The organism is Bradyrhizobium sp. B039, assembly GCF_038965675.1.
In the GTDB taxonomy this organism is placed as follows: Bacteria; Pseudomonadota; Alphaproteobacteria; order Rhizobiales; family Xanthobacteraceae; genus Bradyrhizobium; species Bradyrhizobium diazoefficiens.
In genome coordinates this window covers 1,496,369-1,512,010 of the sequence record NZ_CP152416.1, presented here as the reverse complement: position 1 = coordinate 1,512,010, position 15,642 = coordinate 1,496,369, and the positions used below count along the sequence as shown (strand labels likewise).

Sequence of the window (15,642 nt, the reverse complement as noted above, 5' to 3'; positions counted from 1 at the left end):
GCGTCTTCGCGATCAAAGTCCCGGCCATCCACGCGCTTGCTTCTTGAGCCTAGTCTAAGCTCGTGGATGCCCGGGACAAGCCCGGGCATGATCTGCATCCGACGTCGTTCCGGGGCGGTCCGCAGGACCGACCCCGGAATCTCGAGATTCTCAGGTACGCAAGCGCGCACCATAGTTCGCGCTTTGCGCGCGCCGGAATGACCGCGAGAGAATTATCGCACTGTCGCGAAGAACTTCCTGACATCGCGCACGAACAGCTCCGGCTGCTCGAAGGCGGCGAAATGGCCACCCTTCTCCATCTCGCTCCAATGCGTGATGTTGGAAAAGTTGGGCTCCATCCAGCGCCGTACCGGCGTGATGATCTCCTTCGGGAAGACGGCGACACCGGTCGGCACGCCGACCCTGGGCGTTGTGCGGCGCTTGCCAAAGCTTTCCCAATAGAGCCGTGCGGACGAGGTCGCCGTCTCCGTCGCCCAATAGAGCATGACGTTGTCGAGCAGTTCGTCCCTGGAGAAGATGTTCTCGGGATGACCGCCGCAATCGGTCCAGGCCCAGAACTTTTCCAGAATCCAGGCCGCCTGCCCGCTCGGCGAATCCGTCAAGCCGTAGCCGAGCGTCTGCGGCCGCGTCGACTGCTGCTTGGAATAACCGGAGTCGAGATCGACATAATGCTTGAGGCCGGCGAGCGCGCGCTTCTCCTCCACCGTCGGCTCGCCCTCGACCTTCGGCGCCGCGTTGAAGGCGAGCGTGATGTGGATGCCGGCGCAATGCTCGGCGTCCTGCGCGCCGAGCGAGGTCGTCACCGCCGAGCCCCAGTCGCCGCCTTGCGCGCCGTAGCGCGCATAACCGAGGCGGTCCATCAGTTTGGCCCAGGTCGCGGCGATGCGGTCGACGCCCCAGCCGGTGGTTTGCGGCTTGGCGGAGAAGCCGAAGCCCGGCAGCGAGGGACAGACGACGTGGAACGCATCCGCGGGATTGCCGCCATGCGCGGCGGGATCGACCAGCGGCGCGATCACCTTCTGGAATTCCACGATCGAGCCGGGCCAGCCATGGGTGATGATCAGCGGCAGCGCGGAGGGCTCGTTCGAACGCGCATGCAGGAAGTGGATATCGAGCCCGTCGATCTCGGTCGTGTATTGATCGATGCGGTTGAGCCTGGCTTCGCGGGCGCGCCAGTCGTAGCCGTCAGCCCAATAGGTGCAGATCTCCCGGATCCATTTCAGCGGCGCGCCCTGGCTCCAGTCGTCGACGAGTTCAGCCTCCGGCCAGCGCGTGCGGGCGAGGCGCGATTTGAGATCGGCGAGGATGTCGTCGCTGATGGCGATGCGGAACGGCTTGATGGCGCCGGTCATCGGTTGCCTCCCCTTGTTCTTTTGTCATTCCGGGGCGCGCCCCTTGGCGCGAGCCCGGAATCCATTGCGCAACAGAACTGGCGGCCCGATGGATTCTCTGATGCGCAATTGCGCATCATAGCTCGACGCTGACGCGTCGCCCCGGAATGACAACTCAGCCCGACAGCGCCGCCTTCACCAAACCACTCGCCTTGCCGAAATCCATCTGGCCGGCGTACTTCGCCCGCAACACCGCGATCACCTTGCCCATGTCCTTCATGCCGGCTGCACCGGTTTCAGCGATCGCGTCCGAGATCGCTTTCTTGACCTCGTCTTCGGACATCTGCTTCGGCAGGTAAGCCGAGATCACCGCGATCTCCTCGCGCTCCTGCTGGGCAAGCTCGGCGCGGCCGCCCTTGTCGTAGAGCTCGACCGATTCCTGGCGCTGCTTGATCATCTTCTGCAGCACGGCGAGCAGGTCAGCGTCCGACAGCGGCGGCTTGCCGCTGCCGCGGGCCTCGATGTCGGCGTTCTTGAAGGTCGAATTGACCATGCGCAGCGTGGACAGCTTGCGCTCGTCCTTGGCCTTCATGGCCTCCTTGACCGCATTGTTGATGTCGTCGCGCAGCATGGTCGTGATCCCTTTGAATATCCGACGCCTGATCTAGGCCGTTCGCGCTCCTGAGACAACCTGGCTTTGCAGCCATTCGGTCAGCGCCTGCACCGTCGCCGCGGGCTGTTCCGGCTGCGGCAGATGCCCGCAATTCGCCAGAACGACGAGCTTCGCGCCGGCAATGCCGTCCGCCATCTCCTTCGAGAACGCATTGGGAATCGTGTTGTCCTGATCGCCGGTCAGCACCAGCGTCCGGCATTTGATCGTGGCCAGCGTCGGCCGCGAGTCGACCCGCGCAATGATCGCGGTCTGCTGCCGCAGATAGCCGTCGACGCCGACGTCGTCGCCCTGCTCATGCACGAGCCGGCGAAGGTCGGCATCGTCGCAGCGCGAGGGATGCACCAGTTCCGGAAACATCTCCTCGCGCGCGGCACGCAACTCCCCGCGCTTCGCGCGCTCCATCAGGCCGCGGCGGCGCTGGGTCGCCTCCGCCGTATCGGGCCGGGCCTGGGTGTTGATCAGCGCGAGCCTCAAAACCCGCTCGGGCGCCTGGCGCATGATCTCCAGCGCGATGTAGCCACCCATGGAATGGCCGGCGAGCGCAAAGCGCGGCGGGGCCTCGCCCAGCACGCGGCGGGCGATCGCCGCCATGCTGTCATCGCGGATATGGTTGGCGACCATCACCGGGCCGAACCGCCACAGCGCCGGGATCACCGGGGCATAGATTCGGGCCGAGGAGGCCAACCCCGGAACCAGCAGAAGCGGGGTGGTCTGGTCCATTATTGCCTCGAAAGCCCCTGGATTTGCCGGAAATTGTGCGGCCAAGCTTAAGTACCCAGGACGGGCTGTCAAATATGCAAAAACGCATGTGAATCGGGCCTCTCCCGCTTTGACGGAGGCGCGCGGGCAGACTATGAAACGCGCTCATGACACAACATGACAACGATCCCGCCTGGCCGGACCATAAACCGACCGCGCTCCTCGTGCTCGCCGATGGCACGGTGCTCGAAGGCTTCGGTCTCGGCGCCGAAGGCCACGCCGTCGGTGAAGTCTGCTTCAACACCGCGATGACCGGTTACGAGGAGATCCTCACCGATCCCTCCTATGCCGGCCAGCTCATCACCTTCACCTTCCCGCATATCGGCAATGTCGGTACCAACGAGGAAGACATCGAGACGGTGAACATGGCCGCGACGCCGGGCGCGCGCGGCGTGATCCTGCGCACCGCCATCACCGATCCCTCGAACTACCGCGCCACCAAGCATCTCGACGCCTGGCTGAAGGCGCGCGGTATCATCGGCCTCTCCGGTATCGACACCCGCGCGCTGACCGCGCTGATCCGCAGCAAGGGCATGCCCAATGCCGTGATCGCGCATGCCAGGAACGGCGAGTTCGACCTGCATGGTCTGAAGGAAGAAGCGCGCGAATGGCCGGGGCTCGAGGGCATGGACCTCGTGCCGATGGTCACCTCCGGCCAGCGCTTCACCTGGGACGAGACGCCGTGGCTCTGGGACAAGGGCTTTGGCCAGCAGGACAAGACCGAGTTCAACGTCGTCGCCATCGACTACGGCATCAAGCGCAACATTTTGCGCCTGCTGGCCGGCGTCGGCTGCAAGGTGACGGTGGTGCCGGCAACGACCTCGTCCGAAGACATCCTGGCGATGAAGCCGGACGGCGTGTTCCTGTCGAACGGCCCGGGCGATCCGGCCGCGACCGGCAAATATGCCGTGCCTGTCATCCGGGACGTCATCAAGTCGGGCACGCCGACCTTCGGGATTTGTCTCGGCCACCAGATGCTCGGCCTCGCCGTCGGCGCCAAGACCAAGAAGATGCATCAGGGCCACCACGGCGCCAATCATCCCGTGAAGGACGAGACCACCGGCAAGGTCGAGATCACCTCGATGAACCACGGCTTCGCCGTGGACGAGAAGACGCTGCCGGAGGGCGCGACGCAGACCCACATCTCGCTGTTCGACGGCTCCAATTGCGGCATCCAGCTCGATGGCAAGCCGGTGTTCTCGGTGCAGTACCACCCCGAGGCTTCGCCGGGCCCGCGCGACTCGCACTATCTGTTCCAGCGCTTTGCCGATCTGATGCGGCAGAAGAAGAGCGCGTAAGCGGCAAGATCACCCGGCGGAGGTATCCGCCGGGGCCTACCGTCACGGACGCATGAACATGAAGTCCGTGTCGGGATCGCAGTTCTCGGCGATGAAGTGCAACTCCGCCTGGATGTCGGCGACGGACCTCGTCTCGAGATATTTTGAGATCACCAGGCTGAGCAAGGCGCGGCAGACGGCTTCATGCCCGAGACCGGTCGTCTCCGCCTCGGCGACGGCCGCCGAAAAATGGCGCTGCGCAACGTCGGATGCGTACATGGCGTCCCCCTCTTTCGCGTTGATTTGCGTGCCGCTGAATGGCCGCCCGCGCCTTGATCTCGGTCAAGCCGGCATGTGGACTTGTGTCAGGAACAAGGACGCCTGCGCCGTCTTGATTCCTGGTCTGTTGCCACTGGAGCCCAGCCATGTCCGTCGTCCGCGACAATGCCGAGCCGCTCGCCATCGTGTTTGAGGATGACGGGCTCGTGCCGAACAACATCCTCCCCTTCCTAGTCTACCAGGGGGCGGTGAAGCTCGACCCGGAGCATCCGGAGCAGACGATCGAAAACCTGTTCGAGGAGAACGGCTGGGGCGGCACGTGGCGCAACGGCGTCTACGACTATCTGCACTACCACGCGACGGTGCATGAGGTGCTCGGCGTTGCGCGTGGGAGTGCACGCGTTCGCTTCGGCGGCGACCATGGCCAGGAGCTTCAGATCAAGGCCGGCGATGTCGCGATCCTGCCAGCCGGCACCGGACATCAGTGCATCAAGGCAAGCGGTGATTTCTGCGTGATCGGCGCCTATCCGCCGGGCAGCAAGATGGAGATCACGCGCGCGACGCCGGAGAACCATGCCAAGGCGCTGAAGACGATTCCAAAGGTCGCGTTGCCGCCGGCCGATCCGGTGACAGGCCTGGATGGGGCGCTGACGCGGTTGTGGCGATAGCTACAAGCGCGGTGCCGTAGGGTGGGCAATGCGAAGCGTGCCCACCAATCCATTTGAACTGTGCGGACAGATGGTGGGCACGGCGCGCGCCTTTGCCCACCCTACGGCACCATGACTAAGCCTCGTTCGCGCCTTCCTGGCGGGTGGCTTCGAACAGGAACCAGGTGCGGCGCTCGGTCTCGTCGATGAAGACCTCGAGGATGCTGGCGCTGGCGACATCGCCCGCGTCATCGCAGACTTCGTGGGCCTTCCGCATCGCGCCCGCGACATGCTTGTTGTCCTGCATCAGCTCGCGCAGCATCTCGCGCGGCGGGACGTAATCCTCGTTGTTGTCCTTGATGGTCTGGAGCTTTGCGACCTGGCCGATCGACTTCAGCGTCGCGCCGCCGATCTTGCGGACGCGCTCGGCGAGCTGGTCGGTGGTGGCGAAGATCTGGTCCGAGTGCTCGTCGAGCAGCAGGTGGTAGTCGCGGAAATGCCGGCCGCTGATGTGCCAGTGGAAATTCTTGGTCTTGAGATACAGCGCGAACGCGTCGGCCAGAAGCACGTTGAGCGCCTCCGAGACCTTGTTGACCGCCTGGGGCGACAGATCGGTGGGGGTGTCGAGGTCGGGCGAGACCTTGTTGGGGGCTTTGCTCACGGGAAACCTTCCTGTTAGGACGCGGACATTGACGGCGCGCCGTCGCCCCCCTAACGCAAGGTGGGCAGCGCCGGTTCCTGTGCAGGAGCTGTTTGGCCGGGACGTTCGGACACCATGGACGATTGGATCGATTATTACGACTCCACGCATACGATCTATGTCAGCAAGCTGCATCGCGATTTGCACTTCCAGATCATCGCGCGGGACATCATCGGCTACATCTCCTCGCCCGAGGCGACGGTGCTGGACTACGCCTGCGGCGAGGCGCTGTCGGCGAGCCAGGTGGCAGCCGCCTGCGGCAAGCTGATCCTGGCCGAGCCGGCGCCGGGCGTGCGCGGGCGGCTGATCGCGCGGTTTGCCCCGAACACCAAGATCCGCGTCCGCTCGCTCGACGACGTCCGCAAGATGCAGGACCAGTCCATCGACCTCGTGGTGATGAACTCGGTCGCGCAGTACATGACGCCGGAGGAGCTCGATGCCGCGCTGCTCAACATCCGGCGATTGTTGACCCCGTCCGGCAAGCTGGTGCTCGGCGACATCCTCCAGCCCAATGTCGGCATGTTCAGGGACGTGATGGCGCTGCTCGGCTTCGGCTTGCGTCACGGCTTCCTGAAGGACGCGCTGATCGGGCTGATCAGCACCGCGCTGTCCGATTACCGTCAGCTGCGCTCGCGCATCGGGCTGCAGCGCTACAGCGAGGACGACATCACGGCCAGGTTGAAGGCGGCCGGGTTCGCGGTCCAGCGCGCCCACACCAATATCGGCCACAATCGCTGGCGCATGACCTTCATCGCGCGGCCGCCAATGGTTCGTTAAGCATAACAATTGGCTGAGGTGGCTTGTCGCGCCTCGCTCGGACATGATCCATCCGGCCCGGTGGCGGAAGTGTCTACGCGAGAGCGGTGCATCGCTCTTTATCCTGGTTCAAATCCAGGCCGGGTCTCCACGCTTCGCCCTGACGGGCTACGCGTGGCGCAGCCATGCTAGACCGGCAGCGGAAGCGTGTCCGGCGCAACTTGAGCGAAGCGAAAGCGTAGACGGACTGTATCCGCGGCTCAATCTGCCTTGGCGACTTCACACTCCGACAGAAGCTGAAGCCGGTCCGCATCCTTGGCTGCGGAGCTGAGCACGGCATCGAGCAGGCCGGGGAAGCGCCCCTCCAGATCCTCGCGGCGCAGCCGCATGAAGCGGTTGGTGCCCGCCACGCGCGTCTGCATCAGGCCGCATTCGCGCAACTTGGCGAAGTGATAGGCGAGGTTGGATTTGCCGGCGAGACCATTGAAGTCGCCGCAGCAGAGCTCACTGCTGACACGTTCCTGCTGGGCGAGCTGGTAGACGATCGCCAACCGGATCGGATCGCTCAGGCAATCCAGGACCATCGGCAGCTCGATCTGCTCGCGGGTGGGATGGAGGGGCGTGCGGCTCATGGTCCGAATCATAGCGATGCGGCCGTAATGTTCAATAGTTCTTGAACCAATTGACACTGAAACCGTCGCGTTCGATAGTTCAATAAACATTGAACATAGGGATCTCTCCAATGAGCGTATTCTGGCTGGCCCTGGGCGCCTTCGCGATCGGCACCGAAGGCTTTGTTATCGCAGGGCTTTTGCCGGCGATCGCCACCGACCTGTCGATTTCGGTCTCGGCCGCCGGCCAATTGGTCACCGCCTATGCCCTCACCTATGCCGTGGGCTCGCCGATCCTGGCGGTGGCGCTGAACAATATCGACCGCCGGACCGTGCTGGCTCTGGCGCTGACCACCTTCATCGCCGGAAATCTCGCCGCGATGGTGGCTTCCAGCTACGCCCTGCTTCTGGCTTCCCGGATGCTGATGGCCCTGGGCTCCGGGCTGTGCATGCCGACCGCACTCGCAGTGTCGGTGGCCGTCGCCTCGCCTGAAAGGCGCGGCCGCGCGGTTGCGCTGGTCACCTCGGGACTGACGGTTGCGACCGTGATCGGCGTTCCGCTCGGCAATCTCGTCGGGAGCCTGCTCGGCTGGCGCGCGACCTTTGCCATGGTCGCCCTGATCGGTGCCGTTGCGCTCGCCGGCCTCCTGCTGGGCCTGCCCCGCGGCCTGCCGCGCAACACCGCCTCACTCGGCGAGCGGCTGGCCGTGGCGCGTCACGGCAATGTCCTGGTCGCGCTTCTGATCACGATTCTATGGGGGCTCGGCGGCTTCACCGTGTTCACCTATTTCGCGGTGCCGCTGCGCGGCCTCGGCTTCGATGCCTCGCAGATCAGCCTTGCGCTGCTGGTGTTCGGCGGCGCCGCCGCGATCGGGAACATGCTCGGCGGCGTCCTGGCCGACCGGCTCGGCACGCTCGCCACCGCAGCGCTCGGGCTCGCCGGCATGGCGACCGCGCTGATCCTGCATTCGCTGGTCCTCAAATTGATGCCCGGACAGGCGCATTATGCCGTGCTGGGCACGATCTTCCTCTGGGGCATCTCGGGCTGGGCGTTCTATCCGGCGCAGATCGCCAGCATCATCCGGATCGAGCCGCAGGCCTCGATGATCGCGCTCTCGCTCAACGCCTCGTCGATGTATCTGGGCTTCGCCATCGGCGGCGCCTTGGGAGGCGCGGTGCTGGCCACGCTGTCGCCAAATGACCTCGGCTGGATCGGCGGAACGAGCGTTGCGGCCTCGCTTCTGGTGCACCTCGCCCGTGGCTGGCAGGCACGGCCAAAACCGGTCAAAATTGCCGGTTGATGGGTGTTTTTCGGGGTTTCGCCGCCCCGAAAACTGGTCTAAGACCCACCCGCGCGCGAGGGAGACCACCGCGCTCTCGGCCAAAGGGACGCGCAGCCGCGCGCCCTTTTTTTGTGCCCAAATCCGACTTCGGCGAGAGTTGATGCCCAAACGTACAGACATCACCACCATTCTGATCATCGGCGCCGGTCCCATCGTGATCGGACAGGCCTGCGAGTTCGACTATTCGGGCACGCAGGCGGTGAAGACGCTGAAGGAAGAGGGCTATCGCATCGTCCTCGTCAATTCCAACCCGGCCACGATCATGACCGACCCGGAATTGGCGGATGCGACCTATATCGAGCCAATCACGCCCGAGATCGTCGCCAAGATCATCGAGAAGGAACGTCACGTCATTCCCGGCGGCTTCGCGCTCTTGCCGACCATGGGCGGCCAGACCGCGCTGAACTGCGCGCTGTCGCTGCGCCGGCAGGGCACGCTGGAAAAGTTCCACGTCGAGATGATCGGCGCCACCGCCGACGCGATCGACAAGGCGGAGGATCGCCAGCTCTTCCGCGAGGCCATGACCAAGATCGGGCTCGAGACGCCGAAGTCCCGGCTTGCCAATGCGTCGGCATTGAAGAAGTCGTTCCGCGACAAATATCTCGCCGAACGCGAAAAGCTCTCCGGCGCCGCGCTCGAAGAGCTCGAGCGGCAATGGACGCTGGGCGAAAGCGACCGCCGCAAGCGCTACCAGGAATACGCATTCGGCCAGGCCATGATGGCGCTGTCCGAGATCGGCCTGCCCGCGATCATCCGCCCCTCCTTCACCATGGGCGGCACCGGAGGCGGCATTGCCTACAACAAGGAAGAGTTCCTCGACATCATCGAGCGCGGCCTGGACGCCTCTCCCACCAACGAAGTGCTGATCGAAGAATCCGTGCTCGGCTGGAAGGAGTACGAGATGGAGGTGGTGCGCGACAAGAAGGACAATTGCATCATCGTCTGCTCGATCGAGAACCTCGATCCGATGGGCGTGCACACCGGCGACTCCATCACGGTGGCGCCGGCACTGACGCTGACCGACAAGGAATACCAGATCATGCGCGACGCCTCGCTGGCGGTGCTGCGCGAGATCGGGGTGGAGACCGGCGGCTCCAACGTGCAGTTCGGCGTCAATCCCGACGACGGCCGCATGGTCGTCATCGAGATGAATCCGCGCGTGTCGCGTTCCTCCGCGCTGGCTTCGAAGGCCACCGGTTTTCCGATCGCGAAGGTCGCCGCCAAACTCGCGGTCGGCTACACCCTGGACGAGATCGCCAACGACATCACCGGCGGCGCCACGCCGGCCTCGTTCGAGCCGACCATCGACTACGTGGTCACGAAAGTGCCGCGCTTCGCCTTCGAGAAATTCCCCGGCGCCTCCACGACGCTCACGACGTCGATGAAGTCGGTCGGCGAAGTCATGGCGATCGGCCGCACCTTCCAGGAAAGTCTTCAGAAGGCATTGCGCGGGCTCGAGACCGGATTGACCGGCCTCGACGAGATCGAGATCGAGGGGCTGGGCCAGCACGACGACAAGAATGCGATCCGTGCCGCGCTCGGCACGCCGACACCCAACCGCCTGCTCCAGGTCGCCCAGGCGATGCGGCTCGGCTGGTCGAACGAGGACATCTTCAACTCCTGCAAGATCGATCCGTGGTTCCTCGGCGAGATGCGCGGCATCGTCGACATGGAGGAGAAGGTCAGGAAGAACGGCCTGCCGGGCAATGCCTTCGGCATGCGCACGCTCAAGGCCATGGGCTTCTCCGACGCGCGGCTCGCGGTGCTCGCCGACACGACGGAAGCCGAGGTGACGGCGAAGCGCCACGCGCTCGACGTTCGCCCGGTCTACAAGCGCATCGACACCTGCGCGGCCGAATTCGCCTCCCCAACCGCCTACATGTACTCGACCTATGAGGCGCCGTTTGCAGGCGCTCCGGCGGACGAGAGCACGCCGTCGGACAAGAAGAAGGTCATCATTCTCGGCGGCGGGCCCAACCGCATCGGCCAGGGCATCGAGTTCGACTATTGCTGCTGTCACGCCTGCTTCGCGCTGCATGATGCAGGCTACGAATCCATCATGGTCAACTGCAACCCGGAAACGGTGTCGACCGACTACGACACCGCGGACCGGCTCTATTTCGAGCCGCTCACCGCCGAGGACGTGCTGGAGATCATCGCGAAGGAGCGCACCAACGGCACGCTGCATGGCGTGATCGTGCAGTTCGGCGGCCAGACGCCGCTGAAGCTGGCGCGCGCGCTCGAGGCCGCCGAAGTGCCGATCCTTGGCACCTCGCCGGACGCCATCGACCTCGCCGAGGACCGCGACCGCTTCAAGCGCGTGCTCGACAAGCTGCGGCTGAAACAGCCGAAGAATGGTATCGCCTATTCGGTCGAGCAGGCGAGGCTCGTCTCCGCCGATCTCGGCCTGCCCCTGGTAGTGCGCCCGTCCTACGTGCTCGGCGGCCGCGCCATGCAGATCATCCGCGAGGAGAACCAGCTCAACGACTATCTGCTCGGCACGCTGCCGGAGCTGGTGCCGGCCGACGTCAAGGCGCGCTATCCGAACGACAAGACCGGGCAGATCAACACCGTGCTCGGCAAGAACCCGCTGCTGTTCGACCGCTACCTGTCGGATGCGACCGAAATCGACGTCGACTGCCTCTGCGACGGCAAGGACACCTTCATCGTCGGCATCATGGAGCACATCGAGGAAGCCGGCATCCATTCCGGCGACAGCGCCTGCTCGCTGCCGCCGCACTCGCTCGATGCGAAGATGATCGAGGAGCTGGAGCGGCAGACGCGCGAGCTCGCGCTCGGCCTCGACGTCGTCGGCCTGATGAACGTGCAATACGCCATCAAGGACGGCGAGATCTACGTGCTCGAAGTCAATCCGCGCGCCTCGCGCACGGTGCCCTTCGTCGCCAAGGTGGTCGGCACGCCGGTCGCCAAGATTGCCGCGCGCATCATGGCCGGCGAGAAGCTCGCCGATTTCGGGCTGAAGAAGGCGCAGCTCAAGCATGTCGGCGTCAAGGAATCGGTATTCCCGTTCGCGCGCTTCCCCGGCGTCGACACGGTGCTCGGCCCCGAGATGCGCTCGACCGGAGAGGTGATGGGCATCGACCGCTCGTTTGCGGTGGCCTTCGCCAAGAGCCAGCTCGGCGGCGGCACGCGGGTGCCGCGCAAGGGCACGGTGTTCGTCTCGGTGCGCGAAAGCGACAAGACGCGCATCGCCGAGGCCGTTCGCGAATTGCATTCGCTCGGCTTCAAGGTGCTGGCGACGTCGGGCACGCAGCGCTTCCTGACCGACCAGGGCATCCCGACCGAGAAGGTGAACAAGGTGCTGGAAGGGCGGCCGCATATCGTCGACGCCATCACCAATGGCGACGTCCAGCTCGTCTTCAACACCACCGAAGGCCCGCAGGCGCTCGCCGACAGCCGTTCACTGCGGCGCGCGGCCCTCTTGCATAAAGTGCCGTATTACACCACTCTTTCCGGGGCCGTGGCGGCCGCGCAGGGCATCCGCGCCTATCTTGGCGGGGACCTTGAGGTTCGTACCCTGCAGAGCTACTTTTCGGAAACCTGATCGCGAACGGAAGGCTTGGCCTTGAGAGGTTAGCCTTCCGCTAAGTGATTGGCAGTCAAGCCACAATGGCCGCAGGAACTGTCCGGCCATATGGTTGTTCTGTTCCGGCGCCAAGCCCATATCTGTCGACGTCCGGCGGCTCACGTACCGAGCCCCGGAAATACCGACGAATCAAGGTTGGGCGCCCATTCGCGTTCTGGGGCGCACGATCGAAGGACGAGAGAGAAGATGGAAAAGGTTCCGATGACTTCGGCCGGGTTTGCCGCGCTCGGGGAAGAATTGAAGAAGCGCCAGTCCGAGGACCGTCCGCGCATCATCGAGCATATTGCGGAGGCGCGCTCGCACGGAGACCTGTCGGAAAACGCGGAATATCACGCCGCGAAGGAAGAGCAGTCCCACAATGAAGGCCGCATCGCCGAGCTCGAGGACAAGCTCGCGCGCGCCGACATCATCGACATCTCGAAACTGTCCGGCGACACCATCAAATTCGGCGCCACCGTAACGCTGGTCGACGAGGACACCGAGAAGAAGGCGGTGTGGCAGATCGTCGGCGAGGTCGAGGCCGACGCCAAGAAGGGCCGCATCTCCATCACTTCGCCGCTCGCCCGCGCGCTGATCGGCAAGAAGAAGGGTTCGACCGTCGAGGTCAACGCACCCGGCGGCGCCAAGGCGTATGAGATCACCAAGGTGGAGTGGCGGTAAGGATTTGCCGCTGCGCGTGATGATGTTTTGAAAAGGCTGCGCAAACCGCGCGGCCTTTTTGTTTAGGCGTGTTGCTCGGAATGACGGTGTGGAGACCGCGAAGCGCAACTCTATCACCGTCACCCTGAGGTGGCCGCTTCTTCAGCTGCCCTCGAAGGGCGACGGCCCCATTGTTGCCTCGCGCGGCGACACGCGGGCCGCCCATCCTTCGAGGCTCCCGATGGGGCGCTCCGCGCCCCATCACTCGCACCTCCAGCGACGAGCGCTACGCGCTCGCGCGGGGGTGACGAGACTAACAGGCTTGGCGAACCTACCGCCGCCCCTTCACATCCAGCGGCACGGCCGCCTCATATTTCGAATTGTGCAGCACCAGCGAGGTCCGCACGTTGCGGACATGGGGCGCGGCGGTCAGGTGGGTGACGAAATCCTGGAAGGTCGCCATGTCGGGCGCGACGCATTTCAGGATGAAATCGACCTCGCCCGACAGCATCCAGCATTCCCGCACCAGGGGCTCGGCGCGGACGAACTCCTCGAAGGCGCGCAAATCCGCCTCGGCCTGGCTGGACAGGTGCACGGCCGCGAACACCGTGACGTCGAAACCGAGCTTTCGCGCGTCCAGCAGCCCGCGATAGCCGTGAATGTAGCCCTCCTCCTCCAGCGCCCGGACCCGGCGCAGGCAGGGCGGCGGCGAAATGCCAACCCGCTTGGCCAGCTCAACATTCGTGATTCGACCGTCGGCCTGAATCTCGGTGAGAATTTTCAGGTCGATCTCGTCTAGGTTCCGCGACACGTGATTGGAACTCCTGGCCTTTGCGGCGGTATCGGGTGGGTTTGTCGCAATCGTCATAGCCCAGTCCGCACCCATTGCGCAATTTTATTGCGCGTGCAGCGCAATCGACTTTTGTTCCCTGTTGGAAAAATCCGCCGACAGGGAATGCAATTCTTGCATAGCTCACCAGAACGCTTAGATTAGCTCTGATATTTCAGCGCCTCCGCGAGGCCTCCTGGCTCCTTCCGCGCCCGCGCTGCAAATCCCCCGTGAAAGGCGTCCATCGAAATGTCCGCTCCTGTTCATGCAAAGGTCGTGATTATTGGCTCTGGCCCCGCGGGCTACACGGCGGCGATCTACGCCGCGCGTGCGATGCTCGAGCCGATCCTGATCCAGGGCATCCAGCCGGGCGGCCAGCTCACCATCACCACCGACGTCGAGAACTATCCGGGCTTCGCCGACGTGATCCAGGGCCCCTGGCTGATGGAGCAGATGGAGAAGCAGGCGGTCCATGTCGGCACCAAGATCGTCACCGACCTGGTGACCAAGCTGGAGACCGGGCGACGGCCGTTCCGCCTCACCTGCGACAGCGGCGACGTCTATCTCGCCGAAACCGTGATCCTCGCCACGGGCGCGCAAGCGCGCTGGCTCGGGCTGCCGTCCGAAGGGAAATTCCAGGGCGGTGGCGTCTCGGCCTGCGCCACCTGCGACGGCTTCTTCTACCGCGGCAAGGAAGTGATCGTGGTCGGCGGCGGCAATACCGCGGTCGAGGAAGCGCTGTTCCTCACCAACCATGCCTCGCAGGTCACCATCGTGCATCGTCGCGACCACTTCCGCGCCGAACGCATCCTGCAGGAGCGTCTGTTCAAGCACCCGAAGATCAAGGTGGTCTGGGACTCAGCCGTCGACGAGATCTGCGGCACCGAGAACCCGAACAAGGTCACCCATGTCCGCCTCAAGAACGTCAAGACCGGCAAGCTCACCGAGCTGAAGGCCGACGGCATCTTCATTGCCATCGGCCACGCCCCGGCGACCGAGCTGGTGAAGGACCAGGTCAAGCTCAAACCGTCGGGCTATGTCGAGGTCGCCCCGAACTCGACCGCCACCTCGGTGCCCGGCCTGTTCGCCGCCGGCGACGTCGCCGACGAGACTTATCGCCAGGCCGTGACGGCCGCAGGCCTCGGCTGCATGGCAGCACTCGAAGCCGAACGTTTCTTGGCCTTGCGCGCCAGCGAGCGTGCAGCAGCGGAATAAAGATCATGCCTCGAACACGCGACGGATTTACGGATATGGACTGGGACAAGCTGAAGGTGTTTCACGCGGCGGCTGAAGCGGGCAGCTTCACGCATGCGGGCGAACAGCTCGGCCTGTCGCAATCGGCGGTCTCGCGCCAGGTCTCGGCGCTCGAGCAGGAGCTCTCGGTCTCGCTGTTCCACCGCCACGCCCGCGGCCTGATCCTCACCGAGCAGGGCGACCTCCTGTTCCGCACCGCGCATGACGTGTTCATGCAGCTCCAGGCGGCGCGCGCCAAGCTGACCGACAGCCGCGAGCGGCCGAGCGGCGATCTCAAGATCACCACCACGCCCGGCGTCGGCATCAACTGGCTGATCCCGCGGCTCGGCGAATTCACTGCGCTCTATCCGGAGATCCGGATCTCGCTGATCGTCACCGACGAGGAGCTGGACCTGTCGATGCGCGAGGCTGACGTTGCGATCCGCACCCGCAAGCCGACGCAGCCGGATCTCATCCAGCGCAAGCTGTTCGCGATGGGCTTCCACGCCTATTGCTCGCCGGATTACATCAAGCGCTTCGGCACGCCGCGCACGCTGGAGGAGCTCGACTCTCACCGCATCATCACGCTCTCGGACGGCACCTTCGCGCCGCATCTTCAGAACCGCAACTGGCTGGTCGAAGCCGGTCGCAACGGCTCGGGTCCGCGCGAGGCCTATTTCAGGGTGAACAACATCCTCGGCCTGGTACGCGCCTGTCAGCAGGGCCTCGGCATCGCCGCGCTGCCGGATTATCTGATCGAAGAGCAGAGCCGTCTCGTGCAGCTGTTCGGCGAATCGGATTCGATCCAGCTCGATACATATTTCGTGTATCCCGAGGAGTTGAAGACGGTCGCGCGCGTGCAGGTGTTCCGCGACTTCGTGGTGAGCAAGGCGCAGCGCTGGCCTTCCTGATTTCCGCATGTCTGACATGCGGCCTCGGCTGTTGCTGCATGGCATTA

The 15,642-nt window shown here is 64.5% G+C and carries 15 protein-coding genes; 8 read left to right on the top strand and 7 right to left on the bottom strand.

Annotation, left to right across the window (positions count from 1 at the left end; all coding sequences use genetic code 11):
- Positions 1-212: 212 nt before the first annotated feature.
- From AAFG50_RS07125 to AAFG50_RS07115, 3 genes are all read right to left on the bottom strand, one after another.
- On the bottom strand, positions 213-1,352 hold the full coding sequence (locus AAFG50_RS07125; protein WP_028172847.1) for an epoxide hydrolase family protein: 1,140 nt from the start codon (positions 1,350-1,352) through the stop codon (positions 213-215).
- A 154-nt stretch (positions 1,353-1,506) separates the two neighbouring features.
- A complete protein-coding gene (locus AAFG50_RS07120) occupies positions 1,507-1,962 on the bottom strand; it encodes a GatB/YqeY domain-containing protein (RefSeq protein ID WP_028172846.1) in 456 nt (151 codons plus the stop codon).
- Positions 1,963-1,995: 33 nt separating this feature from the next.
- A complete protein-coding gene (locus tag AAFG50_RS07115; RefSeq protein WP_028172845.1) occupies positions 1,996-2,724 on the bottom strand; it encodes an alpha/beta hydrolase in 729 nt (242 codons plus the stop codon).
- A 146-nt stretch (positions 2,725-2,870) separates the two neighbouring features.
- Here AAFG50_RS07115 and carA point away from each other — a divergent pair, with 146 nt between their 5' ends.
- Complete coding sequence (carA, locus tag AAFG50_RS07110; protein ID WP_028172844.1) at positions 2,871-4,061, top strand: glutamine-hydrolyzing carbamoyl-phosphate synthase small subunit; 1,191 nt, start codon at positions 2,871-2,873, stop codon at positions 4,059-4,061.
- Positions 4,062-4,103: 42 nt separating this feature from the next.
- Here carA and AAFG50_RS07105 read toward each other — a convergent pair whose 3' ends face one another.
- Positions 4,104-4,319 (bottom strand): hypothetical protein, encoded by a 216-nt coding sequence (locus AAFG50_RS07105; RefSeq protein WP_028172843.1) that lies wholly within the window; start codon positions 4,317-4,319, stop codon positions 4,104-4,106.
- Positions 4,320-4,465: 146 nt separating this feature from the next.
- On the opposite strand from AAFG50_RS07105, the gene AAFG50_RS07100 reads away from it, so the two are divergent.
- Positions 4,466-4,987, top strand: coding sequence for a hypothetical protein (locus AAFG50_RS07100; protein WP_028172842.1), 522 nt, complete (start codon positions 4,466-4,468; stop codon positions 4,985-4,987).
- Positions 4,988-5,102: 115 nt separating this feature from the next.
- On the opposite strand, the gene AAFG50_RS07095 is transcribed toward AAFG50_RS07100, so the two are convergent.
- The gene (locus AAFG50_RS07095; protein WP_027547661.1) at positions 5,103-5,627 is read right to left on the bottom strand and encodes a DNA starvation/stationary phase protection protein; all 525 of its coding nucleotides are present in this window, start codon (positions 5,625-5,627) and stop codon (positions 5,103-5,105) included.
- A gap of 114 nt (positions 5,628-5,741) precedes the next feature.
- Between AAFG50_RS07095 and AAFG50_RS07090 the strand changes: the two genes are divergently transcribed.
- Positions 5,742-6,443 carry a class I SAM-dependent methyltransferase gene (locus tag AAFG50_RS07090; protein ID WP_342714159.1) on the top strand — a complete coding sequence of 234 codons (702 nt, stop codon included), beginning with the start codon at positions 5,742-5,744 and terminating at the stop codon, positions 6,441-6,443.
- 239 nt (positions 6,444-6,682) lie between these two features.
- Here AAFG50_RS07090 and AAFG50_RS07085 read toward each other — a convergent pair whose 3' ends face one another.
- Positions 6,683-7,054 carry a helix-turn-helix transcriptional regulator gene (locus AAFG50_RS07085; RefSeq protein ID WP_028172840.1) on the bottom strand — a complete coding sequence of 124 codons (372 nt, stop codon included), beginning with the start codon at positions 7,052-7,054 and terminating at the stop codon, positions 6,683-6,685.
- 110 nt (positions 7,055-7,164) lie between these two features.
- Between AAFG50_RS07085 and AAFG50_RS07080 the strand changes: the two genes are divergently transcribed.
- From AAFG50_RS07080 to greA, 3 genes are all read left to right on the top strand, one after another.
- On the top strand, positions 7,165-8,334 hold the full coding sequence (locus tag AAFG50_RS07080) for an MFS transporter (RefSeq protein ID WP_028172839.1): 1,170 nt from the start codon (positions 7,165-7,167) through the stop codon (positions 8,332-8,334).
- Positions 8,335-8,476: 142 nt separating this feature from the next.
- Positions 8,477-11,941 carry a carbamoyl-phosphate synthase large subunit gene (gene carB, locus AAFG50_RS07075; RefSeq protein WP_028172838.1) on the top strand — a complete coding sequence of 1,155 codons (3,465 nt, stop codon included), beginning with the start codon at positions 8,477-8,479 and terminating at the stop codon, positions 11,939-11,941.
- A gap of 228 nt (positions 11,942-12,169) precedes the next feature.
- Positions 12,170-12,643: a transcription elongation factor GreA gene (greA, locus tag AAFG50_RS07070; protein ID WP_011090113.1), complete on the top strand. Its 474-nt coding sequence runs from the start codon at positions 12,170-12,172 to the stop codon at positions 12,641-12,643.
- 310 nt (positions 12,644-12,953) lie between these two features.
- On the opposite strand, the gene AAFG50_RS07065 is transcribed toward greA, so the two are convergent.
- On the bottom strand, positions 12,954-13,433 hold the full coding sequence (locus AAFG50_RS07065; protein WP_027547667.1) for an Lrp/AsnC family transcriptional regulator: 480 nt from the start codon (positions 13,431-13,433) through the stop codon (positions 12,954-12,956).
- 267 nt (positions 13,434-13,700) lie between these two features.
- On the opposite strand from AAFG50_RS07065, the gene trxB reads away from it, so the two are divergent.
- Together trxB and AAFG50_RS07055 are read left to right on the top strand one after the other, a co-directional pair.
- On the top strand, positions 13,701-14,666 hold the full coding sequence (gene trxB / locus AAFG50_RS07060; protein ID WP_011090115.1) for a thioredoxin-disulfide reductase: 966 nt from the start codon (positions 13,701-13,703) through the stop codon (positions 14,664-14,666).
- Between the two features lie 5 nt (positions 14,667-14,671).
- Positions 14,672-15,595, top strand: coding sequence for a LysR family transcriptional regulator (locus tag AAFG50_RS07055; protein WP_028172837.1), 924 nt, complete (start codon positions 14,672-14,674; stop codon positions 15,593-15,595).
- Positions 15,596-15,642: the final 47 nt, after the last annotated feature.